We start from the raw sequence: 26,230 nt of genomic DNA, 5'->3' as shown, positions 1-26,230 counted from the left end.
TTTCTGCGCCGGACGGCGCGGGCGCCGCGCTCAGGCCAGTTCGGGATAGCCGTATCCGGCCGCGTCCCGGGCAAACCGCGCAATCGTGTCGTAGTCGGCCGGCGACAACCGTTCGAACCCCTTCAGCCTCAGCACGCGCGCCCGCTCCGCATCGGCGGCGACCGCCCGGTCGAGCGCATCCCGCAACGCGGCGAGCTGCGCGCCGTCCAGCGCCCGCGATGCGATGAACGGCAATCCCGGCGCGGCGGCGGTCAGGCCGACGACCCGGATGTCCTGCAACAACCCGGGCAGCTCGTCACGCACGTACGCGAACGTCACGCAGTCGATCGCCGCGCAATCGGCTTCGCCCGACGCCAGCGCTCGCAGTACGTTCAGGTGCGAGCCGAGCGCCGCAACCGATCCGAAGAATCGTCCGTCGCGCGCATGCGGCGCGACCGCATGCCGGAGCGCGTTCATCCCGCTGTGGGAATCGTCGCCGTTGAAGGCCGCCCGCAGCCCCCGGCAGGCGGCGAGCGTCGTCGCGCCGCCCGCATGCGCGCGCGCCGAGACGACCAGCACGCTGCTGTATAGCGCACCGCGACAACCGTCCGCATCGAAGCACGGCGTCGCGATCAGTCGCACGTCATCGCGCAAGCCCAGCATCCGGTACGGGTAGCCGCAGGTCTGCGACAGCAGCAGGTCGCCGCGCCGCCACAGCGCGTGCAGGTCGCCGAACGGTTCGTCGGGAAGCGCGACGCCGGCGGGCCCGCCCGCCTTCCCGAACGCAGCAAGCGCGTCGCGCAGCAGCGCGCGCCACAGCGCGGCGTGGCGCGGCGTCACGTTGTACATCGGCAGGGCGGCGATCCATTGGCTCATGCGGGCATTCTACGCATCGACGGCGGCGCGGCGGAACCCGGTTCGATCGCGCCGAAACGGGGGCGCGAACACGGCGCCATGCGCCCGATGCTTATCGGCGGCACGACGATAAGCAAATGCCAATCGATTGGTTGGCCGTGCCGCGCGATCCCGGTACCGTCCTGATGCCTGCCCGGGCGTCGCCGGCGTGCGTCGCGCCAGGCAGGCCGACCGTGATCCGCGAGACACCTGCGCACCCGGGGCGCGTAACGGTTCAACCGCCCGTTCCCCGCACTGCCCGTTCAATCCTGCCTCAACGCCATGGCCGAATACTTCGACGTCGACCACGCGCGTGCGATCGCCGCACTCGACGCCCGCTTCACCGCCCGCACCGAATGGCCGACCTGGCTGCTGGTCGCCGCGATCTACGGCGGCTGGCTCGCCGTGCTGCTGCTCGTGCGCGACGGGCGCCTGTCGCTCGCCGCCGCGACGCCGCCGCTGATCCTGCTCGGCGCGTGGCACCTGTCGCTGCAGCACGAGCTGCTGCACGGCCATCCGACGCGTTCCGCGTTCGTGAACAAGCTGCTCGGCTATCCGCCGCTGACGGTCTGGTATCCGTACACGCTGTATCGCGACACGCATCTCGACCATCACCGCGACGAGGACCTGACCGTGCCGGGTGTCGACCCCGAAACGAACTACGTCACGCGCGACCGCTGGGCCAGGCTGCCGCGCTGGCGCCGTGCCCTGACGCTCGCGCGCAAGACGTTCGTCGGACGCATCGTCGTCGGGCCGCCGCTGAGCGTCGCCGCGACGGTCGCCGGCGCGTTCGCCGCGTTCCGGCATGGCGACTTCCGCTATCTGCCGATGTGGGCGGCGCACGTCGCGTGCGTGGCCGCGCTGCTTACGTGGCTGCAACGGGCGATCGGCGTGCCGTGGTGGTACTACCTGCTGGCCGTCACGTGGCCCGCGCTGGCGATCGCGATGATCCGCTCGCTGTACGAGCACCGCGCCGCGCGCCATCCGAAGGCGCGCATCACGATCAACGAAGCCGGCTTCGCGATGCGGCTGCTGTACCTGAACAACAACTACCACCTCGTCCATCACGACCTGCCGAAGCTGCCGTGGTACGACCTGCCGCGCGCATACCGGATGCGGCGCGACGCGTACGGGCGCAAATGCGGCGGCTTCGTGATTCGCGGCGGGTATCGCGAGTTGCTCGCGCGCCATGCGTGGACGCCGACCGATACGCCCGTGCATCCGTTCGACGCGGGCACGGCGTCGCTGTCGGCGGGCAGCGGCGCGAAGGTGGCCGTGGTCGACACGGTGCTGCAGATCAGCACCTGACCTCGAACGGCGTCGCGGTGCGTCGTGCAGCCGCCGGATTCGGCGACACGCGCGGCAGACGGCAAGACCGGCGATAAGCCTCCTGCGTCGCAATCCTTACGAAATGCCGACAGAGGCGCACGCGCCCGCGCATTGCCAACCGGGCCCGCAATGTCCAGAATGGCGGCTCGTCCGGGGCTGCCAGCGATCATGCGCCCCGGCTCTGCCCCCCGGCCGCGCGCCGCACGCCCCCACGACGATGCAACCGAACACCACGCCCGGCGCGACCCGCGCGATCGGCAACGACTGGTCCGTTTCCGCGATCACCGCGGGCTTTCTCGCGGTCCTGATTTCCTACGCGGGCCCGCTCGCGATCCTCTTCCAGGCCGCGCAGGCGGCCCACGTGTCCGACGCGATGGTGTCGTCGTGGGTGTGGGCGATCTCGATCGGCGCAGGCGTATCGGGCCTGTTCGCGAGCTGGAAGCTGAAGATCCCGGTCGTCACCGCGTGGTCGGCGCCCGGCACCGCGCTGCTCGTCGGCCTGTTTCCGCACCTGACGCTCAACCAGGCCGTCGGCGCGTACATCACGGCCGCGCTGATCATCCTGCTGATCGGCGTGACCGGCTATTTCGACCGGCTCGTGCACCACATTCCGCGCGGCATCGCGTGCGGCATGATGGCCGGCATCCTGCTGCCGTTCGGCACGCACGCGTTCGCGGCGGCGTCGGAGCAACCCGCGCTCGCGTTCGGGATGATCGCGGCCTACGTGATCTTCAGGCGCCTGCTGCCGCGCTACAGCATCGTGCTCGTGCTGCTGACGGGCGCCGCACTCGCGACGCTGCTCGGGATGACCCATCTCGGCAACGTGTCGCCGAGCATCGCGCACCCGATCTTCATCGCCCCCGAATGGACGCTCGGCACGACGCTCAGCCTCGCGCTGCCGCTCGTCGTCGTCAGCCTCACCGGCCAGTTCCTGCCGGGGATGACGATCCTGCGCGTGTCCGGCTACCGCACGAGCGCGCTCCCGATCATCGCGGCGACCGGCGTGATGTCGCTCGTCGTCGCGTGTTTCGGCGGAATCACGATCGTCGTCGCGGCGATCACCGCCGCGCTCTGCACCGGCAAGGACGCGCACGAGGATCCGGAGCGGCGCTACGTCGCCGGGCTCGCGAACGGGGCGATCTACCTGGTCGGCGGGCTCTTCGCGGGCACGATCGTCACGGTGTTCTTCGCGTTGCCGAAAGCGTTCGTCGCGATCCTCGCGGGGCTCGCGCTGATCGGCGCGATCGGCGCGAACGTGCACGGGATCTTCGAGGACGAGAACCATCGCGAGGCGTCGGTGATCACGTTCCTCGCGACCGCATCGGGCATGACGTGGCTCGGGCTCGGCTCCGCCTTCTGGGGGATCGTGATCGGGTCGCTTTCGTATGCGGTACTGAACAAGGTGCGGCGGCGCGCGTAACGCGCCGCCTGCGTCGCGGCCGCCATTACCGCGCGTGCCGGCGCACCAGTTGCGCGAGCGCATCCGCCGGCGGCGTCGTGCCGTAAAGCCGCTCAGACACGCCGGCCTCGACGTCGATCCGCCCGGCGTTGTGGACGTCGTACAGATCGACGATCAACCGCGCGTGCCGTTCGCCGAGGCCGGCGCGCAGCAGCGTCGCATCCCACGTGTCGCGCGGCAGCGCGCGCGCGACGATCGGACGGCCGGCCGCCGCGCCCAGCGCGTCCGCGATCTCCGTCACGCTGACCCGGCGCGGCCCCTCCACACTGACCACGCGCGGGCCGTTGCCGCGTTCGGGCGCATCGAGCAGCAACCGCGCCGCCGCGACACCCACATCGGGCGCCCAGACCGTCGGAAACGCCTTGTCGACCGGATCGTGAAAGCTCGGCAGCACGCCGGTGGCCAGCGCGACCGGCAGCACCCGCGCCCAGTTCTGCAGATGCTCGGCCGATCGCAGCAGCGTCAGCGGCGTCGGGATCGTCTTCAGTCGTTCCTCGAAACGATGGAACAGACGCGTGATGCCCGTATTGCCGGCCAGCTCCGCGCCGTAGTCCGACAGCGCGAGCAGCACGGGCGGCGGGTTCGCGGCAAGCGCGGCGGTCGCGATGTCGATCGTTTGCGCCATCGTCGCGGCCGGATCGGGATCGGCGGCGGGCACCGGGCACAGTATCTGCACGGCCTGCGCGCCCTCGAGCGCCGCGGCGATCGCATGCGCGTCCGTCAGTGGCGCGATCGCGACGTCGCAGCCGAGCTGCGCGAAGCGTTCACGATGGCGTGCGTCGTGCAATACCGCGCGCACGGGGTGGCCTGCGCTGCGCAAGGCCGTCACGGTCGACAGGCCGACGTTGCCTGATGCTCCGAAGATCACGAACACGATCCGCTCCCTGGAAAATGAAGGTGCGGCCATTGTCGTGGGGCGCGTCCGGCGCGGCGCGCACGAAGGGATGAATCGCGCAGGAAAGGATGACGGGATGCGGGGCCGGCACGTCCTTCGGGACGCTATCCGCGTGCAGGCCTTCCGTCGTCGCCGTCGTACGCGAGCCGCAACCCGCTTCGCCCCCCCGAGCGCGCGATCTCCGTGGGCGTTACGCCGAGCACGCGGTTCAGCCAGCTCGCCATGTGGCTCTGGTGTGCAAAACCCGCTTCCAGCGCGACCTGGCTGATGCTCAGCCGGCCTTCGAGCAGCAACGCCTTCGCGCGCTCGACGCGGCGACGCACGACGTACTGGTGCACCGGCATCCCGAGCGTTTCGCGGAACAGCACCTTGAAATGCGGCACGCTGATCGACACCAGCGCCGCGAGTTCGGCGAGCGTCATGCGCCGGTCGAGATTCGCCTCGACATAGTCGATCACGCGCGCCGCCGCCTTCGGTGCGAGCGCGCGCCGGCGTTCGCGGAACGCCGGCTGGCCGTCGACCAGCCGCGCGACGAGCGCCGTGCACAGGCTTTCCGCAAAGAGCGGGTCCGACGCGTCTTCCGCTTCGAGTTCGGCGGCCATCGCCCACGCGATGTGCTGCAAGCGCGGGTCGCGCACCTGCAGCCGGCGGCGGATCTGCGCGTGCGACGGCTTCAGTTCGAGGTGCTCGACAGTGCGCCGCACGAATGCGTCGCCGAGCATGATGTGGAGGATCCGGCAGTCGGCGCTGTCGGTCCACTGGCCGGGCAAGCCGGCCGGAATCACGTCGACGTCGCCATGCGCCTGGATGCGCGACACGCGCTCGCCGTCGCACACGCAGTCCGCCCGGACGGGGCCGCCGATATGCACGCCGATGCGGTGGTGTTCGGCGGCCGGAATCCGGTAGGTGCCGGCGCGAATGTCGAGCAGCGCCGCGCCGAAGCCATGCCAGCCGCGTCCGCGACTGGAGCGCAGGATGACCGGCACGCCGTTGTCCGGCGGCGCGGCGAGAATCGGATCGCTCATGGCTGGGCTCCACCCGCTCGTGGCTCGAACGCGCATTGTGACGCGTTTCCGGCCGGCGTGCCGGGCCGGTGCGGCCGCGCCGGCGTCGCGCGGAAAAAGATCATCCGTTCCTGCTCGGGACCATCCTTGCGTGTGCGCCGACGGGCGCCGCACCGCTTACGATCGCCCCATCCGACACCTACGGAGCCCGTCATGCCCCACCATTGCCCGCTGCGCACGTCGTTCATCGCGCCCTCGCCGTCCGGCGCCGCCCGCACGCCCTCCCGCTCCGGTTCGCCCGGTGTCCGCGCCGCGGTCGCCGCGTGGTGCCTGCGCATCGTCGGCTGGTATCGGTTCGAACGGCTGCTCGCATCGATTCCCGACAGCAACGACGACTTCGGGCTCGGTTGAACACGATCGCCTCGCGCCCGGCCAATTCCTGTCGTGCAAGGCGATACCTGTCGGGCCGTCCAACCCACGCGACGGCCCTGTCGCTCGCGCCTCGTTGCCGACAGGCGAAATGTCGTGCCCGGGTTGTTTCCGGCAACCGTCGTCGGCAACGGCCCCGCGTCTAGACCGCCTGTCGAACGATCACCGCCCTCCCGTCACCGCATCCCGTGCCGGGCCATCGGCAACGGTCCCGTCACCCGGCCCGGACGGCTCCGCCGCATCGACCCGCAACGCGTCGTTCCGCGCCACGATCCGGCCGGCAACCCCGGCCGCTCGCCGGCCGACGCGTCACGCACCGTCGACGCCAGTCGCAGCGAATGCCCGACCGGCGATCCGGCCAAGGTCGCACCCGCTCACTTGCGCCGCCGCTCGTGCGATGCCACGGTCGCGCCGTCGATCACCGGCGCGCCCTGCCTGATCAGGAAATCGCGGAACAACCCCGTCACCTGCGAGATCCGCCGGTCGGCGAGCGTGACCACATACCATTCGCGTTCGATCGGGTTGCCGGGGAACGGCAGTTGCCCGAGCAGGCCGGTGCGCAGTTCGAGTGCACACGCGTGCAACGACAGGAACGCGACGCCGAGCCCGGCTTCGGCCATCTGCTTGATGGCCTCGTTGCTCGACAGTTCGGAGCCCACGTGGAAACGGTGGCCGGACGTCTTGAACAGGCTCTCGACGGTCGAGCGCGTGCCTGCGCCGCGTTCGCGCACGAGCAGGTGCGCGGATTCGAGATCCTTCAGCGAGAGGCGCTTGCGCTGCATCAGCGGATGGCCCGGCGACGCAACGAACACCATCGGATGCTTCGCGAACTCGACCGCGTGCGTGCGCAGCTCCTTCGGCGCGCTGCCCATCACCGCGAGATCGATTTCATGCGTCGCAAGCATGCGGATGATGTCGTCGCGATTGCCGACCTTGAAGTACGTCTTCACGTGCGGACGCGTCGCGGTGAATTTGACCAGCAGCGGCGGAATCAGGTATTCGGCCGTCGTGATCGCGCCGATCCGCAGCGTACCGCCGAGGTCGCCGGTCAGCGCCGCGACTTCGTCGCCGGCCTCGCTCCACAGATGCAGGATCTCGCGCGCATAGCGCGACACGATCTCGCCCGCCGCGGTCAGCTGCACGCCGCGCCCCACCCGCTGCAGCAGCGCGGCGCCCACCGCCTCCTCGAGCAGGCGAACCTGCAGCGACACGGCCGGCTGCGTCAGGTTCAGTTCCTCGGCCGCCCGCGACACGCTGCCGAGCCGCGCAATCATGTCCAGCGCCTTCAACTGTCGGAACGTCGCGGTCTTTCCTATAAGTGAATACATATGAGTCGCTTATAAACATTAAATTGTTCGAGTGGGTTCGAAACTATATCGTCGGTTCTTGAGCAATGTCATCCGAATCGTCATCAGCGGGAGCCCAACATGGACCACACCACGCCCACCCTTGCAACGGACCCTGCACCGCGCCTGCCGCGCATCGTGATCGTCGGCGGCGGCGCAGGCGGCCTGCATCTCGCCACGCGTCTCGGCGATACGGTCGGACGCCGCGGGCAAGCCGAAGTCGTGCTCGTCGACCGCTACCCGACGCACTTCTGGAAGCCGCTGCTGCACGAAGCCGCATCGGGCCACCGCGACCCGGCATCCCACACGATCGAATTCGCGGCGCAGGCCAGGCGCCACGGCTTTCGCTTCGTGCAGGGCGCGCTGCAGCGGGTCGACCGCGCGGCGCGCACGGCGACGATCGCGGCCGTGCACGACGCCGACGGCACGGAAATCCTGCCGGCGCGCACGCTCGGCTACGACGATCTCGTGCTCGCCGTCGGCAGCGTGACGAACTTCTTCAACGTGCCGGGCGCGGCGCGCCATGCGCTGCCGCTCGAGAACCTCGACCAGGCCGAGGATTTCCGCCGCAAGTTCCTCGCGGCCTGCACGAAGGCGAATCATCTGGCCGAGCAGCAACCTGCACGGCGCGCGGCGCCGATCTGCATCAACGTGATCGGCGCGGGCGCGACGGGCGTCGAGCTGGCCGCCGCGCTGCGCCATGCAATCCAGCAACTGACGACGTACCGCTTCAAGGCGCTGGTGTCCGCGCGCGACGTGCATATCCGGCTGATCGAGGGCGGCCCGCGCATCCTGCCGGCGCTCGACGCGCGGCTGTCCGGCAAGATGCACGCGCAGCTTCGCGCGCTGAACGTCGACGTGCTGACCGACACCCGCGTGGCGGAAGTCGGCGCGGACGCCGTGACGACCGCGACGGGCGAACGGCTCGCGAGCGACATCACGATCTGGGCGGCCGGCGTCGCCGGCCCCGCGATCCTGCGGGAGATCGGCGACATCGTGCTCAATCGCGCGAACCAGGTGATCGTGACCGATACGCTGCAGACGCCCGACGATCCGCACGTGTATGCGTTCGGCGACTGCGCCGCGTGCCCGAGCGCCGAAGCGAACGGCTTCCTGCCGCCGCGCGCGCAGGTCGCGCACCAGCAGGCCGTGTACCTCGTCAACGCGTTCGCGCGCCGCGTCGCCGGCAAGCCGGTGGCCGGCTTCACGTTCCGCGACGCGGGCACCGTCGTGTCGCTCGGGCAGGCCGGCGCCGTGTACCAGGCCGACCTCGGCGTGCATTCCCGCTCGCTGATCGTCGACGGGCTCGCCGCGATCGGCCTGTACAAGTTCCTGTACCGCAAGCATCTGTTCAGCGTGGTCGGCGTGAAGCGCGCGCTGTTCCAGTCGCTGAGCCACTGGCTGCAAAGCCGGAATCAGCCGTCGATCAAGCTGCACTGAGCACGCCGGTTCGCACGCGGCAGCGCAAGACGGCATATCGGGCGACCCTCGTCCGATATGCCGTTTTTTTATATGCATATGCCCGAAGCGCCCGGAACACGCCCAACACCGGTGCATCGCATCGACGATCATCCCGACGACGCGTTTCGCGCGGACCCTGCCGTGCGGCACGCATCCCGCGCCCGCTCTGGCGCGCCGCCCGATTCATTAGTCAGATCATATGAGTCTGATAAAAATATTAATTGGTCGCGTTTTCCGGATCGACGCTAAGGTGTGTGGCATTCCCGTCGGCGAACGGATCATCACGTTTCTGAAAAGGAATCACCGTGGTTATCGAAGCCATCGTCACCCGTCTCGACGCAGCATTCGCACAGATCGAAGCAACACCGGATTCGAACGAAGCGCGCCACCAGCGCGACGCGATCATCCAGTGGCTCGACCGCGCATCGGAAGAAGGATATCGGCTCGGTCTCGTCACGACGCTGCCGGCCGCGCGGCTCAGCGACATGTTCGAAGGCCAGTTCGGCCGCGCGAACCTCGATCGCTTCTCGGTCGTCGTCACGGACGCACATCATCAGGAATCCGGAACGAATCAGCATCCTTTCGACGTCGCGCTGCAGGCGCTCGGCGTGCCGCCCGAGCGCGCGGTGGCGATCGCGAGCAGCGAGCGGGAGCGCCGCGAAGCCGAGCATTTCGGCCTGTCGCGCTGCGTGAACATCACCGACACGGTACGCTCGATCGCCTCGTCCGGCCTGCACTGAGCGCCGGCACACGGGCCGGCGGCGGCCGGCCAGCCTCGACTCGACGCCAATCCGACGATTGGCCGACTCTATTCTGACATTCTGCTGTCAAAGTCGCTTGCGACACTTCCGGGCTTGACCGAACCCTCCCGGAAACTGAACGACGCGAAACCGCGTCGCCCAGTTCGCTGCCTGCCACGATGACACGCCCGACCCGCACCGCCGCCGCCCTCACGTTCGCCTGCCTGTTGCTCGCCGCCTGCGGCGGAGAACCCTCGACGCCGCCCGCCACGCCGGCCGACAACGGCGGCACGACACCCGCCCCCACGCCGACGCCGACACCCACGCCGACCCCGACGCCCGCGACCTACTACCAGACCAAGACGCCGTACCGTCCGCAGCAGGATGCCGCGACGTACGAAGCGCCGCCCGCCGGCTATGCGCCCGTCTATACCGAACTCGTCGCGCGCCACGGCTCGCGCGGGCTGTCCGGTTTCAAATACGACGGCGCGATCTACGCGATGCTGGTCAAGGCCGAGGCCGACGGCGCGCTGACCGCGCTCGGCGCGCAGCTCAAGGCCGACACGTACACGATGATGAAGGCCAATGCGCTGCTCGGCTACGGCGTGCCGGGCATCTCGACGCCCGGCTACGGCAACCTCACGCAGGCCGGCATCCGCGAACACCAGCAGCTCGCCGCGCGTCTCGCGCAACGGCTGCCCGCGCTGCTCGCGGCCGGCAACCGGCAGGTCGTCGTCGTCAACTCGGGGCAGGATCGCGCGGTCGACAGCTCGACGTATTTCTCCGCGGCCCTTGCCGCCGCGCGGCCGGCGCTGGCAACGGCCATCACGCTGCCGGCCGCGCCGGCCGGCTATCCGGCAAACGCACCCGCCGCGCAGCCGGCCGGCACCAACCGCTTCCTGCTGTATTTCCATGCGCTGAAGCCGGCCACCGATCTCGTGACCGATACGAGCGACCCGTACTACACGACCTACCAGGCGAGCCAGACGTACCAGGCCTACGCGAACGACGCGACGGCGGCCGCGAAGCTGAAGGCGATCAAGGCCGCGCCGCAGGCGGCCGACGTCGCGCAAACGGTGCTGGCCGCGCTCGTGTCGCCGGCGTTCATCGCGAAGCTCGGCACCGACGGCTATACGTTCGCGAACACGGGCACCTATGCGTTCACATCGGCGGACGGCAAGTTCACCAACACGCTGAAGGGCGACGGCAAGACGAAGATCGCGACGGCCGTCGACGCGGTGAACGTGCTGTACAACCTGCTGCAGGTCGCGCCCGCGATGACGGCGGAAACCGGTGGCATCACGCTGGAGAAGTACATCGGCGCGGAGCAGGCGCAATATCTCGCGTATCTGCAGGATGCCGAGGACTACTACCAGAAAGGGCCCGGTATCCAGGAAGCGAACCCCGTCACGTACCGGATGGCGAAGGTGCTGCAGGACGACTTCTTCGGCGAGGTCGACGCGATCGCCCGCGGCGACCTGACGCGCGCCGCGAAGCTGCGCTTCACGCACGCGGAAATCGTGATTCCGTTCGCGTCGGCGATGAACCTGAAGAACGTGTTCGTGCCGACGCCGCAGGCGCAGACGTACACGTACGCAAACAACCCGTGGCGCGGCGACCAGGTGTCGCCGATGGCCGCGAACATGCAGTGGGACGTATACCGCAACGGGTCGCGGCTCATCGTGAAGATGCTGTACAACGAGCGCGAGACGGATTTCCAGGCCGCGTGCGACGGCGCGAAGCTCGCGCCCGGCAGCCACTTCTACGACTACGCGGGATTGAAGCAGTGTTACGGGTACAAGTGACCGGCGGCGGCGCGGCGCGCCGTCAGTCCACCGGATAGTTGAAATCGTGCCAGCGCTTCGCGGATTTCCCCCCGGAGCCGAGATGACCGGCGGGGAAGCGCATCACGGCAATCGCGTGCAGCGCTTTCTCGTCGAGCGCGGCGTCGCCGCAACTGCGCCGGACCTTGAGGTCGCGCACGCGTCCCTGCTCGTCGAGCCATACGCGCACGACCACTTGCCGCCGCGACGACGCGTTCGGCACTCCACGTGACAACAGGCGATCCATCAGCGACACGACAGGCTCCGTATCCGTCTAATGCAGCGATTATCGCCGAGCGCGGCGGCAATGCCACGCCCGGCGTCGCTTCGACACGTCATTGCTTCGAGGCCGCACGGCTGGCCGTGCGCGCCACGGCCTTCCGCTTCGGATCGGCGCGCCGTGCGTCATGAAGCGGCCGGCCCCGGCTCCGGTCCACGGCCGGCTGTGCTTGCACGGCAGGCTTCGCACCGGCACGGGCGGCGCCCTGGCTGGCCGCGCGCGCGGCAACGGGGCGAGCCTGCTTCACGACCGACGAACTGCCGGCCGCCGCGGCCGGATGCCTGACCTGCCGTGCGTACTCCTTCACGTCGCTGTCGCTCATCCACGCCTCCGTGTACGCCGCCGACGCGGAATGGGCAAGATTGAGACAGGCGAACGAGGCCACGAGAAATGCACGCACGGGCGTGCGACGATTCGATGCGGTAATGACGGATGCTCCTTGCGATCTGGCTTGACGCCCTGTGTCGGCGTCGTGGCGGCACGATAAAGGAGCGCATCGCCGGTCGCAAGCGTCCGGCCGGCGGTTCAAACCATTCTTGACGTTTCGGTCGTCACGCCGGCCCGAACCTCATCGCCGTTCGCGTCGTCCTTGCGCTCGACGCTCCATGTATGGATCGGCCGATGGCCCGGCCGCTCCCACTCCGGCGGCATCCACAGATGTTTCAGCCGCTGCAGGACCGGCCCCGGCGCCAGCACGTCGCGCCACATGTCGACGAACTCGTGCAGGTTCAGCACCAGGACATTGTACGAACGGATCTGCTGCGTAATGCCGTAGTCGACCGGCTCGGTTTCCTCGACATACGTACCGAACATGCGATCGAAGATGATCAGCACACCGCCGTAATTCCGGTCGATGTAGCGCGGATTGCGTCCGTGATGCGCGCGATGGTTCGACGGCGTATCGAACACGTATTCGAACCAGCGCGGCAGCCGCCCGATCGCCTCGGTATGCACGAAGTACTGGTACGCGAGATCGACCGCGAGCAGGAACAGCACGACGGCGGGCGGAATGCCGAGCCAGACCGGCGGCAGGTAGAACACGAACACGCCGACGAACGCGTTCAGCAGCGACTGCCGCATGGCCGTCGTGAAGTTCATCACTTCGCCGCTGTGGTGCGGTACGTGCGCGGCCCAAAACCAGCGCACACGGTGCGACGTGCGATGGAACCAGTAGTAGCAGAACTCCACGACGACGAAGATCGGCACGATCGTGACGGCATTCACCGGCACGTCGAACAGCCGGTGCCGGTAGACCCACGCGAAGATCGCGCCCGTGAACAGGAGCCCCATCACGGTCTCCGCCACCTGGTAGCCGGCGCCGAGCGACAGGTTCGCGACGATCTCCTTCCAGCGAAACGGCGCGCGGCGGCCGCGCCGGGTCATCACCGCGTATTCGACCGCGAACGCGATCAGGAAGACCGGCGTCATGCCGATCAGCAGGACCTGCTTCCAGTCCACGTCGTTACCCAGGAACGCATGGAGCCATGTCATCAACCCGGTCGGCATGTTCGCGGCCTCGCTCAAGCACGGACGGGCAGTATGGTCGCGCGCGGGTCGGCTCGCGTTGACACTTGCAGACGATTACTTGACACTTTCCGCCATGCCCGCCGCCTCCCCGCTCTCGACCCAGCGCGTTTACTACTCGAGCACCTACGTGCGGCTGCTGTTCGACTATCTGTCCGAGCAGGGCAAGGATGCGGCGCGCGTGCTCGGCGAGGCCCGGCCGCCCGAGGACGATCGCGGGCTGACGCTGTATGCGAGCGCGCACTGGCGGCGCCTGCTCGAACGCGCGGTGCGCGCGCTCGACGATCCGCTGCTCGGCCTGCACGTGGGCCAGCGGATCACGCCCGCGCATCTCGGCGCGCTCGGCTATGCGCTGCATGCGTGCCGCGACGCCGGCGCGGCGCTCGCGCGCTGGCAGCAATACGAGCACCTGATCGCGAACGTCGCGCGCATGGAAGTGCGGGTCGAGGCGACGTCGGTGACGATCGAATGGCACGATGCGCCCGAACCGCTCGGCCCGCTCGTCGACGAGGTCGCGCTCACGGCGATCGTCCAGTTCGCGCGCAACATCACCGGCACGCGTCACGGGCCCGACGAGGTCTGCTTCGTGCACCCGCCGCCCGGCGACGAACGGCCGTATGTCGATTATTTCGGCTGCCCGGTACGGTTCGGCCAGCCGGTGAACCGGCTCGCGTTCCCGTTGCAGTTGCTCGCGCAGCCGCTGCAACAGCCGGACGACGCGCTGCTGCGCATGATGGAACGCCAGGCGGGCGCGCTGCTCGCCGAACTGCGGCAGACGGACGATCTCGAGCAGTCGGTGCGCGAAGCCGTCGCGCGCCTGCTCACGCAGGGTGACGCAAGCATCGAACCGATCGCGGCGGATCTGCATGTGTCGTCGCGCACGCTGCATCGGCGGCTGGCCGAACTCGGGCTCAACTTCCGGACCCTGCGCGAGGACACGCGGCGACGGCTCGCGATCGATCACCTGAACGATCCGCGCCTGACGCTCGCGGAAGTCGCCTGGCTGCTCGGCTATTCGGAACACAGCGCCTTTACGCGGGCGTTCCGGCGCTGGACCGGCGAATCGCCGCAGCAGTGGCGCAGCCGGCAACCGGCCCGGGCAGCGCGCGTCGCGCGCGACTGAACGCGGCACGCCGCCGCGCCGGCGGCGAACTTGCGACCGCGCGCGCGGTCGAACGGGCATCGCCGGAGAATCCCATGAAACGCCTCGCCACCGCCGCTGTCCTGACCCTGCTTGCCGCCTTCAGCCTGCCGGCCGCCGCCGGTGCGAACGCCGGCGCCGCCGCGCCCGCGCCGGTTCAGGCCGGCGCGAAGAATTGCGTGCCGTCGCGCGACGCCGGGCCCGACGCCCGTGCGCTGTCGAAGGCGCCGCCGATCCGCGTGTGCGTCGGCGATTCCGATACGCAGCTGAACCTGCCGTGGTTCCTGACGGACGTCCTCACCGCGGTGGACACGCGTCAACCGGCCGGCGACCTGCTCCGCAAGATGCGCAACGATTTCTGAACCGCGAGCCGGGCAGCCGGCCGGCCCGCGCGTCGATGACAGCGACTCGCAAGAATGTTTCTTGTCGAGGCGCGATCACAAAATTACACCAATTGTTGAATAAGAATATTTCGTAATCTTGCGTCGCATCTTATACTTGCGGCGCACCATCCTCGTGCCAAGAGACGGTGTCTTTCATCCCGGTCGCGCAACCGTGCGGCCGGGGATTTTTTCGGTGTGCTACGCCAATATTCGTGTGCCACAAGCACATGTTTCTAGAGGCTGGCCTCCGAAATGAACGGCCGATTGCGACGGAGTGGCCGCAGATATCCGTCGCGACCGTAGAATCGTTGGCGTCGCCCCGCCGGCGCGCACACCGCGTCGCCCGCTCCCGGCATGACGCATGCGTGCCGCGCGTGCATCGACCGGTTCGACGCGCCCCTCCAAACACACAACACCGAAAGCGACCGCGGGAATGTCGGCGTTCACGCCAGGCTCGAAGCCAGTTTTCCAGCATAGCGGCGTGTGGCCGCGAGTCGCCTTTTTCGTCGCCGTAATCGTTTGCGTGCTCCTGCCGGCGGTCGCAATCGCCCTTTCCGACAGCTATGCGCGCAATACCGTCACCCGGCACGAACGCATGGTCGCGAACGACATCGTCATGTCGGTGGACCGCATCCTGGACGGCGCGCGCCTGCAGCATACGGACGAGCTGACCGCGCTCGTCGGGCGGCCCTGCGCGGAGGTATTCCGGACGCTCGCCGAGATAGGCACGCGCCTGCGCTACCTGCGCGCGGTGGCGCTCGTGCACGACGGCCGCGTCATGTGCTCGTCGGCGCTCGGCGCGATCGACGTGCCGCTCGACGCGTACACGCGCGAACCGGAGCCCGGGTCGACGCGCGTCACGCTGCTGCGTCAGACGCCGTTCCAGCACGACATCCCGGTGCTGCCCGTGTTCTACGCCACCGCGCCCGGCGCGGGCGTGCTCTACCTGATCGAGGGCGACTATGTGACCGACGCGCTCGCGCACGGCGCCCGCTCCGGTACGGAAACCGCGACGCTGTCGATCGCGGGTTCGGGGCGCCTCGACCAGTACGGGAAGTTCACGCCCGAGTCGGCCGCGGGCCCGGCCGGCGGCACCGCGCTCGCGTCGTCCCGCTGGCCGTTCACGGTGTCGGTCGCCGCGTCGCCGCACTATGCGTCGCAGGTCCGGAGCCACGACCGGCTGGTCGGCATGACGATCGTGCTGCTGGCGGACGCCCTCGTGATGGCCGCGTACCTGCTGGCGATCGCGCCGCGCCGGCTGCTGCTGAAGGCCGTCCGCAACGCGCTCAGGCGCGACGAACTCCATGTCGTGTACCAGCCGATCGTCGACGTCGGGACGCGCAGGATCGTCGGCGTCGAGGCGCTGCTGCGCTGGCAGCATCCGAAGTGGGGGGCCGTCAGCCCCGCCGTATTCATCCCGCAGGTGGAATCGAGCGCGGTGCTGCCGAAGGTCACCGAATTCGTGCTGCGCACGGCCGTCGCGGAGCTGGCCGCGCTGACGCCGTCCGCGCCGTTGCGCATCGCGGTGAACATCGCGCCGAAGGATCTCGAGCGCATGCGGTTCGTGTCGGTCGTCGAGGAGGCGATCCGCGCGCTGCCGCCGGGCTTCACGCTGGTGCTCGAAGTCACCGAGCGCATCCTGCTGGAGAAGAACGCGCGGACCACCGAGGTCTTTCATGCGCTGAGGGCGAAAGGCGCGAAGTTCGCGATCGACGATTTCGGCACGCATCACAGCAATCTCGACACGCTGTCGCGCTTTCCGTTCGACTACGTGAAGATCGATCGCCAGTTCGTGTCGCAACTGAACGGCGGCAGCGCGGGGCTGATCGAGGGGATCGCCGCCGTCGCGCATCACTACGACCTGTCGATCATCGCGGAAGGTGTCGAGACCGAAGCGCAGCATCACGCGCTGCACGCGGTCGGGATTCCGTATGCGCAGGGCTACCTGTACCAGCGGCCGCAGCGCCCCGAACATCTGAAGCGCGAGTTCTTGCAGGGGGCGGTGTAGGGGCGGCACCGGCGCATGCGGCCGGCGCGTAACGCGCCGACACCGCGGGGGCCGCCGCCCCGTTCATGCGACACGGCGCCGTCTCCGCGCCCGCGGCTTTCCGCGCGACGGCGCGCGTCAGGCCGTCCCGGCGGTTTCCCGGCGCGCAACGCCGTAAAACACGCGGAACCACAACCAGTAAGCCACGGCGATTCCGACGGGAACCATCCACGGCAACGTCCCGGTGACCAGGTTGACGATCCCGAACACGCTGCCCAGCAGGCTCAGCATCTCGTAAGCCAGCAGCAGCACCGTTGCCATCGCCGCGAGCGACGCCCCCAGCAGACGCCAGACATGCAGCCGCTCGAGACCGCGAGGCAGGCCGAACAGCGCACCCGCGAAAGCCACCGCGACGGGAACGGCCACCGTTGCGGCGTAGTTCAACGCGGCGAGCCCGGGATTGCCGTCGAAGGAGTCGAGCAGCACCGGCACCGCCTGGGTCACCAGGATCAGCATGACGCTGGCAAACAGCCAGGCGGCGACGCCGGCAATGCGCGGCCGCGCATTGCCGCGCGTCACCGTGGGTAGCGCATCGTTGCGGAACAGGTGCGCGACGAACGCCCATCCCAGCCAGGCCACGAGCGCAAAAAGGGCGGCGCTCAGCGGAACGACGAGCGTCACGATCTGCGTCAGGGTGAAGGGGCCGCCGCGCAACGATCGCACGACCGTCTGGAACATCAGCATCTGCGCGACCTGCCCGATCGCCAGGCACAACGCGAAAGCCGCCAGCGGCCATGCAGGGCGGCGGAACGCCAGCCGATCCCGACGCTCGCCGTGCCATCGGACGATCAGGTACACGAGGCCGGTTCGAAACACCAGGCTCCCGAAGAAGCCGGACAGTTGCATCGCCAGTACGTTGACGGGCAGCGGCGACATCGTCGACCGCACGTACAGGCCGTATAGAAACGGTGCCGTGGTGAAGACGGCCGCGATGAGCGCGGCGATACCGGGTAACGAAATGGGCCGGGCAGGTGAATTCATGTGGATTCCGGGGTCGATGAGGTCGCAAGCCGATGGTGTGGCGTCCGGGTTCCGGGCAAATCGGCCGATCGCGGCGTTGCCGCGCCGGGGAGCGGCGGCCGGGCATGGCGCCGAATGCGCCGATCGCGCCGCATCGGGACGCGCGCTCGCGCGACGTGCTCGCGGCGTTGCCGCGCCGGCGCGATCGATGCGAGACTACGCGAACGTCCGGCGGGGAATTGGAACAGGGTTGCCAGGCGGAGCATCGCACCCGGGAAACCGCGCGGGCCCTGCCGTCGTCACCCCGGTCATGCGATACGCATCCATCGTGCTTTTCTCTCAGTGTCGTGTTGTTCTCGATCGGCGATTCTACGAATGACGATTCCGTTACGTCAATCGGGCGGAATTCAAATCGTTGCAACGCGCGACGGGCCATTCATTCTCATGTACGCCTCGGCCATCGCGCGCCACCATCGCCAGACGACCAACGGAGCGCCCGCCATGCCCACCGCCCTGCTGCTCCGCACGACCCGCTCGCACCTGTACCCCGGCAGCATCGTGACGCTCGACCATGACGCGCCGCGCACCGCGAAACCGCACGCCGTCGTGATCGAATTCGCCGACGGCTCGGGCGCCGCCGCGACGCTCGTACGCATCGACGCCAATGCGCTGGAACTCGCCGTCGACGCGTACGTGACGCACAAGCGGCACCCGGTCGCCGCGCGGCGCTGGCTGCTCGAGCCGTCCGGTACGACGCACACCGCGTGGCGCGTCGCACGGAAGCTCCCCGTCGCCTGAATCCGCGCCGCGCCGGCTTCCCGCGCTGCACGCGACGGCGCGGAATCGACGGCAATACTCCCGCCCGGTGCGACCGCCGCCTGCACCCTCGGCAGGACGCCCGCACCCGCCATCCGCCCGCTCATCGCGCACGGCGAGGCGGCCGTCGATCGCGCCGATGCGGCACAGCCCGCCGCCAGGCGCTAAAATCCGCCGCCTGGGCATCCACGACGAGCAAGCGTTTTGACGGCGTTCGAGCAGGGCTTCATCCTCACCCGCCACTGGCGGGACACCGCATCCGGCATCGAGATCGAGTTCTGGCTGGCAACCGAACACGGTCCGCGCCGCGTGCGGTTGCGCCCGCAGGAAGCCGTCGCGTTCATCCCGGCCGAGCAGCAGGCGCTCGCCGAACGCGTGCTGACCGGCGAGCACGATGCCGAATTGCGCCCGCTCACGCTGCGCGACTTCCGGCAGCGCCCGGTCGTCGGCCTCTACTGCCGCCGCTACCGCCACCTGTCCGCGCTGCAGAAACGGCTGACGCAAGCGGGCGTCGACGTCTACGAAGCCGACGTGCAGCCGCCCGACCGCTATGCGATGGAGCGCTTCATTACCGCGTGCGTCCGGTTTCGCGGGCAGCCGGGCCGCGACGGCATGCTGACCGGCGCCGAGCTGAAAGCCGCGACCGGCTACCGCCCGGCGCTGCGCTGCGTGTCGCTCGACATCGAAACCAGCGTGCACGGCGAGCTGTACTCGATCGCGCTCGAAGGGTGCGGCCAGCGGCAGGTCTACATGCTCGGCCCGCCGAACGGCGGCGGCGACGGCGACGACGCGGCCGCCATCGACTTCCGCCTCGACTACTGCGACAGCCGGCCCGCGATGCTCGCGCGGCTCAACGACTGGTTCGACGAACACGATCCCGACGCGGTGATCGGCTGGAATCTCGTGCAGTTCGACCTGCGCATCCTGCACGCGCACGCGGAGCAATACGGCGTGCCGCTGAAGCTCGGGCGCGGCGGCGCCGTGCTCGACTGGCGCGCGCACGGCCAGCAGCCCGACCACTTCTTCGCGGGCGCGGCCGGCCGGCTGATCCTCGACGGCATCGACATGCTGAAATCCGCGACGTGGACGTTCCCGTCGTTCAGCCTCGAATACGTGTCGCAGTCGCTGCTCGGCGAAGGCAAGTCGATCGACAACCCGTATCAGCGGATGGACGAGATCCAGCGCCGCTTCGATCACGACAAGCCGGCGCTCGCGCGCTACAACCTGAAGGACTGCGAGCTCGTCACGCGCATCTTCGACAAGGCCGACCTGCTGTCCTTCGCGCTCGAACGCGCGAGCGTGACGGGCCTCGCGGCCGATCGCACCGGCGGATCGGTCGCGGCCTTCACGCACCTGTACCTGCCGCGCATGCACCGGCTCGGCTATGTCGCGCCGAACCTCGGCGACGTGACGGGCCAGAACAGCCCCGGCGGCTTCGTGATGGATTCGCGCCCCGGGCTGTACGATTCGGTGCTCGTGTTCGATTACAAGAGCCTCTATCCGTCGATCATCCGCACGTTCCTGATCGACCCGGTCGGGCTGATCGAAGGGCTCGCGCATCCCGGCGACGACGCATCGGTGCCCGGCTTTCTCGGCGCCCGCTTCTCGCGTACCGCGCACTGCCTGCCCGATATCGTGCGCGGGGTATGGGAAGGCCGCGACGACGCGAAGCGGCAGCGCAACGCGCCGCTGTCGCAGGCGCTGAAGATCATCATGAACTCGTTCTACGGCGTGCTCGGCTCGACCGGCTGCCGCTTCTTCGATCCGCGCCTCGCGTCGTCGATCACGATGCGCGGGCACGAGATCATGCATCGCACGCGCGAGCTGATCGAGGCGCAGGGCTACGAAGTGATCTACGGCGATACCGATTCGACGTTCGTGTGGCTCGGCCGCGCGCACGACGACGACGAAGCAGGACGCAAGGGCCGCGCGCTCGTCGAGCACGTGAACCGGTGGTGGCAGTCGCACCTGCGCGAGCACTTCGGGCTCGACAGCGCGCTGGAGCTGCAATACGAGCGGCACTACCGCCGCTTCCTGATGCCGACCGTGCGCGGCGCGGAGGAAGGCAGCAAGAAGCGCTACGCGGGGCTCGCGGCGGCCGCCGGCGGCGGCGAGGATCTCGTCTTCAAGGGGCTCGAGACGGTGCGCACCGACTGGACGCCGCTCGCGCAGCAGTTCCAGCGCGAGCTGTACCGGCGCGTGTTCCTGCGCGAGCCTTACCAGGACTTCGTTCGCGACTACGTGCGGCGCACGCTCGCCGGCGAATTCGACGACCAGCTCGTGTACCGCAAGCGCGTGCGCCGGCCGCTGCGCGAGTACGAGCGCAACGTGCCGCCGCATGTGCGCGCGGCCCGGATCGCCGACGAATTCAATCAGGCGCAGGGCCGGCCGCTGCAGTACCAGCGCGGCGGCTGGATCAGCTACGTGATGACGACGGCCGGCCCCGAGCCGCTCGAAACGATGCGCTCGCCGATCGACTATGCGTTCTACCTGAGCCGCCAGCTCCAGCCGGTCGCCGATGCGATACTGCCGTTCCTCAAGGACGATTTCGAACGCGTGATCTCCGGGCAGGGGCAACTGTTCCTGGAATAAGCGCGCATCCGGCTAAAATACCGGCCTGCTGCGCCCCCTGCCGCAGCCGAAGGAAAGCCATCATGACCGCACGTCGCGGAACCGCGGTCGCCATCGCGCCCGGCCACGAGACAGCCAGCCTGTCGAAAGCCCAGAAAACGTTCAACACGCTCGTCAAGCAGATCGAAAAGCGGCGCGAACGTCTCGTCGCGTGGGACGCCATCACGCCCGCCTTCCAGAAAAAATTCGTCGACGGGCTGCTGCCGCTCGAACAGGCGTCGACCGCGCTGCGCATCGAGCTGCTTCAGCGTCTCGACGATGCGTTCCTGCAGAAAGGCCTGAGCAAGGCCGAGCAACGCACGCTGTCCGGGCTGATCGCAGGCATGGCGCGCAACCTGCTGGAAATCAGCGACGACGCACGGCTGAAAGCCATCCACGACCGGTACGGCGCGGACGACGACGGCAGCGATACCGATCCCGAGGCGGCACGGCCGGAACCCGAGCCGACGCCCGGCGCCGAACCGCCGGTCGATCTCGACACGCTGTCGCCCGACGCGCTCCTCGAACGCATGCAGGCCGAGCAGGACGAACAGTTCCGTCGCGACATGGCCGCGCACGAGGCCCGCGAGGCCCGGCGCGCGAAGCGCAGGAAAGCGCCGAGGCCGTCGGCCGCGCAGGTCAGGCGCGAAGCCGAGCAGGCCGCATCGAGCAAGTCGATCCGCGACGTCTATCGCAAGCTCGCCAGCGCGCTGCACCCCGATCGTGAAACCGATCCGCGGGAGCAGGAACGCAAGACGGTGCTGATGCAGCGGGTCAACCACGCGTATGCGAAGGGCAACCTGCTGCAACTGCTCGAACTGCAACTGGAGATCGAGCAGATCGACCGGCGCACGATCGACGGCCTGAGCGAAGAGCGGCTGACGCACTACAACGGCATCCTGGAGGAACAGCTTCGCGAGCTGGAGCAGGAGATCCTGCACGTCGAGGCCGATTTCCGGCGGACTTACGGCATCGCGCCGTCCGTCAGGATCGCGCCCGACACCGTCCTGCGCATGCTCGCACGCGACATGGCCGACATGCAGCGCAGCAACCACGACCTGACCGTCGCGCTGCGCGAGTTCGAGGATCCGGACAACGTCAGGGAATGGCTGAAGGCGATGAAGCGCCGGCCCGCATCGTCCCGCTTCGACGACGATCCGTTTTAAGCGCGGATGTACCCGCGCTGACGAAACGGCGGCGCACCGCGCCGCCGTCGTCCGTTCAGGCCTGCCGCCGCTCCGTCACGCCCGGTGCCCCGAGATCGGCCCCGCCTCGCCGGTCAGGTTGAGCACGCTGTCGATCCACGCGAGAAACGTCGAGAACGTGAAATCCGACCACTGCTGCGTGCGGAACGCCTTCATCACCGGCGTATCGGCCGGGTCCTGCTGGTTCAGCAGGTTGTCGACGAACGTGCCGATATCGCCGTCGATGCCGTTCTCGTGGATGCCCGAGCCGGTGAAGCTGACCGCCGTCACCTGGTGGTTGTCGATGAAGTCGTTGCGCGCCCACGGCATGAAGTAGCCGAAGTTCGGCAGCGGGTTCAGCGTCTGCTTCAGCCCGTCCAGCTCCTGCGCGAACATCGCGAGCGACAGCGAATCCTTGGTCGCGTCGTCGGGCGCCGCGATCACCGCCGGCACGAACGCGCGATAGTGATACGCGGCGATGATCTTGTCGCGCTGGTAGCTGGAGAAGCCGAAGCGGTCGTGCGGATACGTGGCCGACAGCGCCGCATACGCACTCCCCATGTTGCCCGGGTCGAACTGGCGGGTCAGCCGGCTGTTCACGGTGATCATCCCGTCGGGGCCCGTCATCCCCCACTCGGTGCGCGCCCGGTCGTACAGGCCGACCGACGGATGCGCGGCCGCGTCCGCATCGAACGGCGTGTTGAACACGGTGCCGGCATCGTCGAGCAGCGAGCTATGCGCCTGCGGCTGCAGCGTGTTGCGCAGCGTCGCATAGTTCGCGAGCGTGCCGTAGCCGCCCGCGCTCATCCCGTACACGAGCAGCCGGCTCGGCTTGCCGAAGCCGTGCGACACCAGCCACTGCGCAACCGCCTGGACGTTCTTCAGCCCGCTGAAGTGCTGGAGGCGCCAGTCGCCGGTGGGCGACGTGTAGTCGCGCACCGCGCTGCCCATGTGGATATCTCCGGTGCAATAGGGCACGAAAACCTGTGTCCACTGCTGCGTCTCAACCTTCGGCTCGCCGACGAGGATGTGCGCGAGATCCATGCGCGTGATCAGCGGCGACAGGAACGACGACAGCAGGCTCTCGCTCGCGGTGCCGTTCATGTAGTTGTGCGGAATGCCGTCCGGATTGAAGCCGCCGAGGCCGGCCTCCGCGCCGGTGGACGTCTGCGTGCAGGTGCCGTAGTCCCAGCACGCGCCGCCGGGCTCCATCATGTACAGCAGGTTGTCGGACTGCGCGCGGTTGACGTAGAAACGCATCGGCGTGCCGTTGCCGCACGACGCGCCGCTGCTCTCCGGCAGCGTGACTTCGTACCACGAATAATATGGAATCGACGGGTCCGGCACCGTCGTATCGGCGGCATGGCCGTTCAGTGCCGCGCAACCGAGCAGCGTCGCGACGGCGACGCGCAGCAGGCATCGTGCTGATGACATTTCCCCTCCTGGTCGATGGACGTGACGCGTCCGCCGGGCATCGTCCCGGCGGCGCGGATGCGGCGCTCAGTGCGCGCCGGACGGTGAAGCGCCGTCGTACAGCTGGACGCGCAGCGCCTGCAGGCGCTGCGCGATGACGGTCTGTTGCTGATCGGGATCGGCAATGCTCGCCTGCACCTGGCGCACCACGTCGCGGCTCTGCTGCTCGTACGCGAGATAGCGCGGGTCCTGCGCGGGCGACGGGCCGACCGTCTGCTGCGCATACGCGTCCCATTGCGCGCGCATCGACCGGATCGCCGCGCCGCGCGTCGCCGGATCGGCTTCGGTATCGGTCAGCAAGGCCGCGCTGAGCGCCTCGGCCTGCACGGGCACGATCTCGTTGCGCGCGACATGGTCGGGCAGCTCGTCGAGAATCCGGCGCGCGAGCGCGGTGCGTTCCGCCGGCGGCAGGCTGTTGCGGCCGTTGCCGTACGCGGCGACTTCGTCGCGAAAGCGCGCGAACGCGACGATGCGCTTCACTTCGGCATCCGCGTCGGGGCGACCCGCGAGGCTGCGGCGCAGCGCGTCGACGTCGAGCCGCCGCTCCTCGGGGCCGGGCGTCGCGGCGCCGGTGCCGAACGTGTCCGCCGCATCGGTTTGCGCGCGCGCCGTCGCGTCGGGTACGGCGGAGGACGCCGCGTGCGCCGGCGTCGCCGATTCGTATCGCCAGACCGCGACCGCCACGCCGATCGCCGCGATCGCGCCTGTGCGCCGCCAGAGTGCCCTGTTCTTCTTCACGTCGCCTCCTCGTCACGTCATGCCGTTCTGCGCCGGTGCATCCGCGAGTAGGTTCTAGGTCGAATCCGGCAGGCAGTCAAAAGCGTCGCTAGAACGCAGGCACTAAACCTTCGCGCGTCGACCACGCCCGGCGCGACGTTTGAAACGCATGCGCGTGCCGCTCGCATGAACCCGCCAACGTGCGCGCCGCGCCCGCCCTGCGGCGCTTCGCGTCGCCACGCGCCGGACGTATCGCAATGCCAAGCAAGCAGCGATCCAGCCGCGCGCCGCACGACGGCCGCCGATGCGCGCGGCCGCGACGGATGGCCGGATCGGACCCGTCGAACGACCCGCTCAGCGCTTGGTCGGCATTTTTGCGAGCCCTATGCTGATTTCCGACACGCGCCGAACGGTCGGCGCGACGCAGACCCCACCCAGCCGAGCCCGTTCCATGAGCCGTGCAGACCTTCCCCATCGCGCACCCGCCGCCATCCACGACTATCCGACCTATCGCGACGCGCTCGCGGGCCGCCGGCTGCCGGCCGCCTTCGTCGATCTCGACTGTCTCGACGCCAACCTCGCCGACCTGAAGCGCCGCGCACGCGGCCTGCCGATCCGGCTCGCGACGAAGTCGGTGCGCTCGCGCGAGCTGATCGGCGCGGTGCTCGCCGCCGGCCCGTTCATGCAGGGGCTGCTGTGCTATTCGGCGGCCGAAGCCGCGTGGCTCGCTCACGGCGGATTCGACGACATCGTGGTCGCGTATCCAAGCGTCGAACCCGACGACCTGCGCGCGGTGGCCGCGCAACTCGGGCGCGGCCGCTCGATCACGCTGATGGTCGACGACGACGCGCAGGTCGACGCGATCGACCGCATCGCGCGCGAGGAACGCGTGACGATCCCGCTCGCGATCGACCTCGACATGTCGTCCGCGTATCCCGGCCTGTACTTCGGCATGTACCGCTCGCCGGTGCGCGATGTGGCCGGCGTGCTCGCGCTCGCGCACCGCATCGGCCAGCGGCAGCACGTGCGGCTCGACGGGCTGATGGGCTACGAAGGCCAGATCGCGGGGGTCGCCGATACCGAACCGGGCGGCGGCGCGCGCAACGCGCTGGTGCGCCACCTGAAGCGGCGCTCCGCGCGCGAGATCAACGCGCGCCGTCACGCGGCGGTGCAGGCGCTCGCGGCGGCCGGCCACACGCTGCGCTTCGTGAACGGCGGCGGCACCGGCAGCTTCGAGAGCACGCTGGGCGACGCATCCGTCACCGAGCTCGCGGCCGGCTCCGGCCTGTACGCGCCGGCGCTGTTCGATCACTACGCGGCATTCCATGCGCAGCCGGCGGCCGGCTTCGCGCTGCCGGTCGTGCGGATTCCGCAGCCGGGCATCGTGACCTGCTCGGGCGGCGGCTACATCGCGTCCGGCCCGGCCGGCAAGAGCCGCCTGCCGCGCCCGTGGCTGCCGGCCGGCTGCGCGCTGATCGCCAACGAGGGCGCGGGCGAGGTGCAGACGCCCGTGCGCGTGCCGCCCGGCTTCGCGCCGCGAATCGGCGACCCGATCCTGTTCCGCCACGCGAAGGCCGGCGAGCTGTGCGAGCGCTTCAACACGCTGCTGCTGATTCGCGGCGGCCGCGTGATCGGCGAAGCGCCCACCTATCGCGGCGAAGGCAAGAGCTTCTTCTAGCGGGCCGCGCGGCCCGTCGTTCAACCCGTTCACACCATTCAAACGACACCCAGGGAGA

The 26,230-nt window shown here is 69.1% G+C and carries 23 protein-coding genes; 13 read left to right on the top strand and 10 right to left on the bottom strand.

The features are described from left to right. Positions 1-30: 30 nt before the first annotated feature. Positions 31-855 (bottom strand): phosphate/phosphite/phosphonate ABC transporter substrate-binding protein, encoded by an 825-nt coding sequence (locus GQ57_RS02020; protein WP_034196932.1) that lies wholly within the window; start codon positions 853-855, stop codon positions 31-33. A 300-nt stretch (positions 856-1,155) separates the two neighbouring features. Between GQ57_RS02020 and GQ57_RS02015 the strand changes: the two genes are divergently transcribed. Together GQ57_RS02015 and GQ57_RS02010 are read left to right on the top strand one after the other, a co-directional pair. Beyond that, positions 1,156-2,181, top strand: coding sequence for a fatty acid desaturase (locus tag GQ57_RS02015; protein WP_034196931.1), 1,026 nt, complete (start codon positions 1,156-1,158; stop codon positions 2,179-2,181). Between the two features lie 238 nt (positions 2,182-2,419). Beyond that, on the top strand, positions 2,420-3,622 hold the full coding sequence (locus tag GQ57_RS02010) for a benzoate/H(+) symporter BenE family transporter (RefSeq protein WP_034196930.1): 1,203 nt from the start codon (positions 2,420-2,422) through the stop codon (positions 3,620-3,622). Positions 3,623-3,647: 25 nt separating this feature from the next. On the opposite strand, the gene GQ57_RS02005 is transcribed toward GQ57_RS02010, so the two are convergent. Continuing rightward, entirely contained in the window at positions 3,648-4,535 is an 888-nt protein-coding gene (locus GQ57_RS02005) for an NmrA family NAD(P)-binding protein (protein WP_034196929.1), read from the bottom strand. A 125-nt stretch (positions 4,536-4,660) separates the two neighbouring features. Further along, on the bottom strand, positions 4,661-5,581 hold the full coding sequence (locus GQ57_RS02000; protein ID WP_034196928.1) for an AraC family transcriptional regulator: 921 nt from the start codon (positions 5,579-5,581) through the stop codon (positions 4,661-4,663). A 192-nt stretch (positions 5,582-5,773) separates the two neighbouring features. On the opposite strand from GQ57_RS02000, the gene GQ57_RS01995 reads away from it, so the two are divergent. Beyond that, complete coding sequence (locus tag GQ57_RS01995; protein WP_031397280.1) at positions 5,774-5,971, top strand: hypothetical protein; 198 nt, start codon at positions 5,774-5,776, stop codon at positions 5,969-5,971. Between the two features lie 392 nt (positions 5,972-6,363). Here the strand turns inward: GQ57_RS01995 and GQ57_RS01990 are convergent, their stop codons facing one another. Then, a complete protein-coding gene (locus tag GQ57_RS01990) occupies positions 6,364-7,317 on the bottom strand; it encodes a LysR family transcriptional regulator (protein ID WP_034196927.1) in 954 nt (317 codons plus the stop codon). Between the two features lie 99 nt (positions 7,318-7,416). Between GQ57_RS01990 and GQ57_RS01985 the strand changes: the two genes are divergently transcribed. From GQ57_RS01985 to GQ57_RS01975, 3 genes are all read left to right on the top strand, one after another. Next, positions 7,417-8,775 carry an NAD(P)/FAD-dependent oxidoreductase gene (locus GQ57_RS01985; RefSeq protein WP_034196926.1) on the top strand — a complete coding sequence of 453 codons (1,359 nt, stop codon included), beginning with the start codon at positions 7,417-7,419 and terminating at the stop codon, positions 8,773-8,775. Positions 8,776-9,101: 326 nt separating this feature from the next. Then, positions 9,102-9,536, top strand: coding sequence for a phosphatase (locus GQ57_RS01980; protein WP_031397277.1), 435 nt, complete (start codon positions 9,102-9,104; stop codon positions 9,534-9,536). Positions 9,537-9,715: 179 nt separating this feature from the next. Further along, positions 9,716-11,341, top strand: coding sequence for a histidine-type phosphatase (locus GQ57_RS01975; RefSeq protein WP_034196925.1), 1,626 nt, complete (start codon positions 9,716-9,718; stop codon positions 11,339-11,341). A 22-nt stretch (positions 11,342-11,363) separates the two neighbouring features. Here the strand turns inward: GQ57_RS01975 and GQ57_RS01970 are convergent, their stop codons facing one another. The 3 genes from GQ57_RS01970 to GQ57_RS01960 all read right to left on the bottom strand — a co-directional run bounded on the left by GQ57_RS01970 (position 11,364) and on the right by GQ57_RS01960 (position 13,130). Then, entirely contained in the window at positions 11,364-11,606 is a 243-nt protein-coding gene (locus GQ57_RS01970; protein WP_031397275.1) for an energy transducer TonB family protein, read from the bottom strand. Between the two features lie 88 nt (positions 11,607-11,694). Next, positions 11,695-11,961 carry a hypothetical protein gene (locus tag GQ57_RS01965; protein ID WP_152603171.1) on the bottom strand — a complete coding sequence of 89 codons (267 nt, stop codon included), beginning with the start codon at positions 11,959-11,961 and terminating at the stop codon, positions 11,695-11,697. 203 nt (positions 11,962-12,164) lie between these two features. Next, a complete protein-coding gene (locus GQ57_RS01960) occupies positions 12,165-13,130 on the bottom strand; it encodes a sterol desaturase family protein (RefSeq protein ID WP_235215001.1) in 966 nt (321 codons plus the stop codon). Between the two features lie 94 nt (positions 13,131-13,224). Here GQ57_RS01960 and GQ57_RS01955 point away from each other — a divergent pair, with 94 nt between their 5' ends. From GQ57_RS01955 to GQ57_RS01945, 3 genes are all read left to right on the top strand, one after another. Beyond that, positions 13,225-14,286 carry an AraC family transcriptional regulator gene (locus GQ57_RS01955; protein WP_235212612.1) on the top strand — a complete coding sequence of 354 codons (1,062 nt, stop codon included), beginning with the start codon at positions 13,225-13,227 and terminating at the stop codon, positions 14,284-14,286. Between the two features lie 74 nt (positions 14,287-14,360). After that, on the top strand, positions 14,361-14,666 hold the full coding sequence (locus GQ57_RS01950) for a hypothetical protein (protein ID WP_034196991.1): 306 nt from the start codon (positions 14,361-14,363) through the stop codon (positions 14,664-14,666). A 382-nt stretch (positions 14,667-15,048) separates the two neighbouring features. Continuing rightward, complete coding sequence (locus tag GQ57_RS01945; protein WP_031397270.1) at positions 15,049-16,695, top strand: EAL domain-containing protein; 1,647 nt, start codon at positions 15,049-15,051, stop codon at positions 16,693-16,695. A 117-nt stretch (positions 16,696-16,812) separates the two neighbouring features. Here GQ57_RS01945 and GQ57_RS01940 read toward each other — a convergent pair whose 3' ends face one another. Beyond that, positions 16,813-17,715, bottom strand: a complete 903-nt coding sequence (locus tag GQ57_RS01940) for a hypothetical protein (protein WP_034196923.1) — start codon at positions 17,713-17,715, stop codon at positions 16,813-16,815. Between the two features lie 480 nt (positions 17,716-18,195). Here GQ57_RS01940 and GQ57_RS01935 point away from each other — a divergent pair, with 480 nt between their 5' ends. From GQ57_RS01935 to GQ57_RS01925, 3 genes are all read left to right on the top strand, one after another. After that, a complete protein-coding gene (locus GQ57_RS01935) occupies positions 18,196-18,492 on the top strand; it encodes a hypothetical protein (protein ID WP_031397268.1) in 297 nt (98 codons plus the stop codon). A 222-nt stretch (positions 18,493-18,714) separates the two neighbouring features. Beyond that, positions 18,715-21,102: a DNA polymerase II gene (locus GQ57_RS01930; protein WP_034196922.1), complete on the top strand. Its 2,388-nt coding sequence runs from the start codon at positions 18,715-18,717 to the stop codon at positions 21,100-21,102. A 62-nt stretch (positions 21,103-21,164) separates the two neighbouring features. Then, complete coding sequence (locus GQ57_RS01925; protein ID WP_034196921.1) at positions 21,165-22,286, top strand: J domain-containing protein; 1,122 nt, start codon at positions 21,165-21,167, stop codon at positions 22,284-22,286. Positions 22,287-22,361: 75 nt separating this feature from the next. On the opposite strand, the gene GQ57_RS01920 is transcribed toward GQ57_RS01925, so the two are convergent. Both GQ57_RS01920 and plcR read right to left on the bottom strand, forming a co-directional pair. Further along, positions 22,362-23,738 carry a pectin acetylesterase-family hydrolase gene (locus GQ57_RS01920; RefSeq protein WP_031397265.1) on the bottom strand — a complete coding sequence of 459 codons (1,377 nt, stop codon included), beginning with the start codon at positions 23,736-23,738 and terminating at the stop codon, positions 22,362-22,364. A 66-nt stretch (positions 23,739-23,804) separates the two neighbouring features. Then, complete coding sequence (gene plcR / locus GQ57_RS01915) at positions 23,805-24,515, bottom strand: phospholipase C accessory protein PlcR (protein ID WP_034196920.1); 711 nt, start codon at positions 24,513-24,515, stop codon at positions 23,805-23,807. 430 nt (positions 24,516-24,945) lie between these two features. Here plcR and GQ57_RS01910 point away from each other — a divergent pair, with 430 nt between their 5' ends. Further along, positions 24,946-26,172 (top strand): amino acid deaminase/aldolase, encoded by a 1,227-nt coding sequence (locus GQ57_RS01910; protein ID WP_052001002.1) that lies wholly within the window; start codon positions 24,946-24,948, stop codon positions 26,170-26,172. Positions 26,173-26,230: the final 58 nt, after the last annotated feature.

It is taken from the genome of Burkholderia sp. MSh2, assembly GCF_000731655.1.
GTDB classification, from domain to species: domain Bacteria; phylum Pseudomonadota; class Gammaproteobacteria; order Burkholderiales; family Burkholderiaceae; genus Burkholderia; species Burkholderia paludis.
The sequence above is the reverse complement of the archived record's forward strand: the minus strand, read 5'-3'. Positions and strand labels throughout refer to the sequence as shown.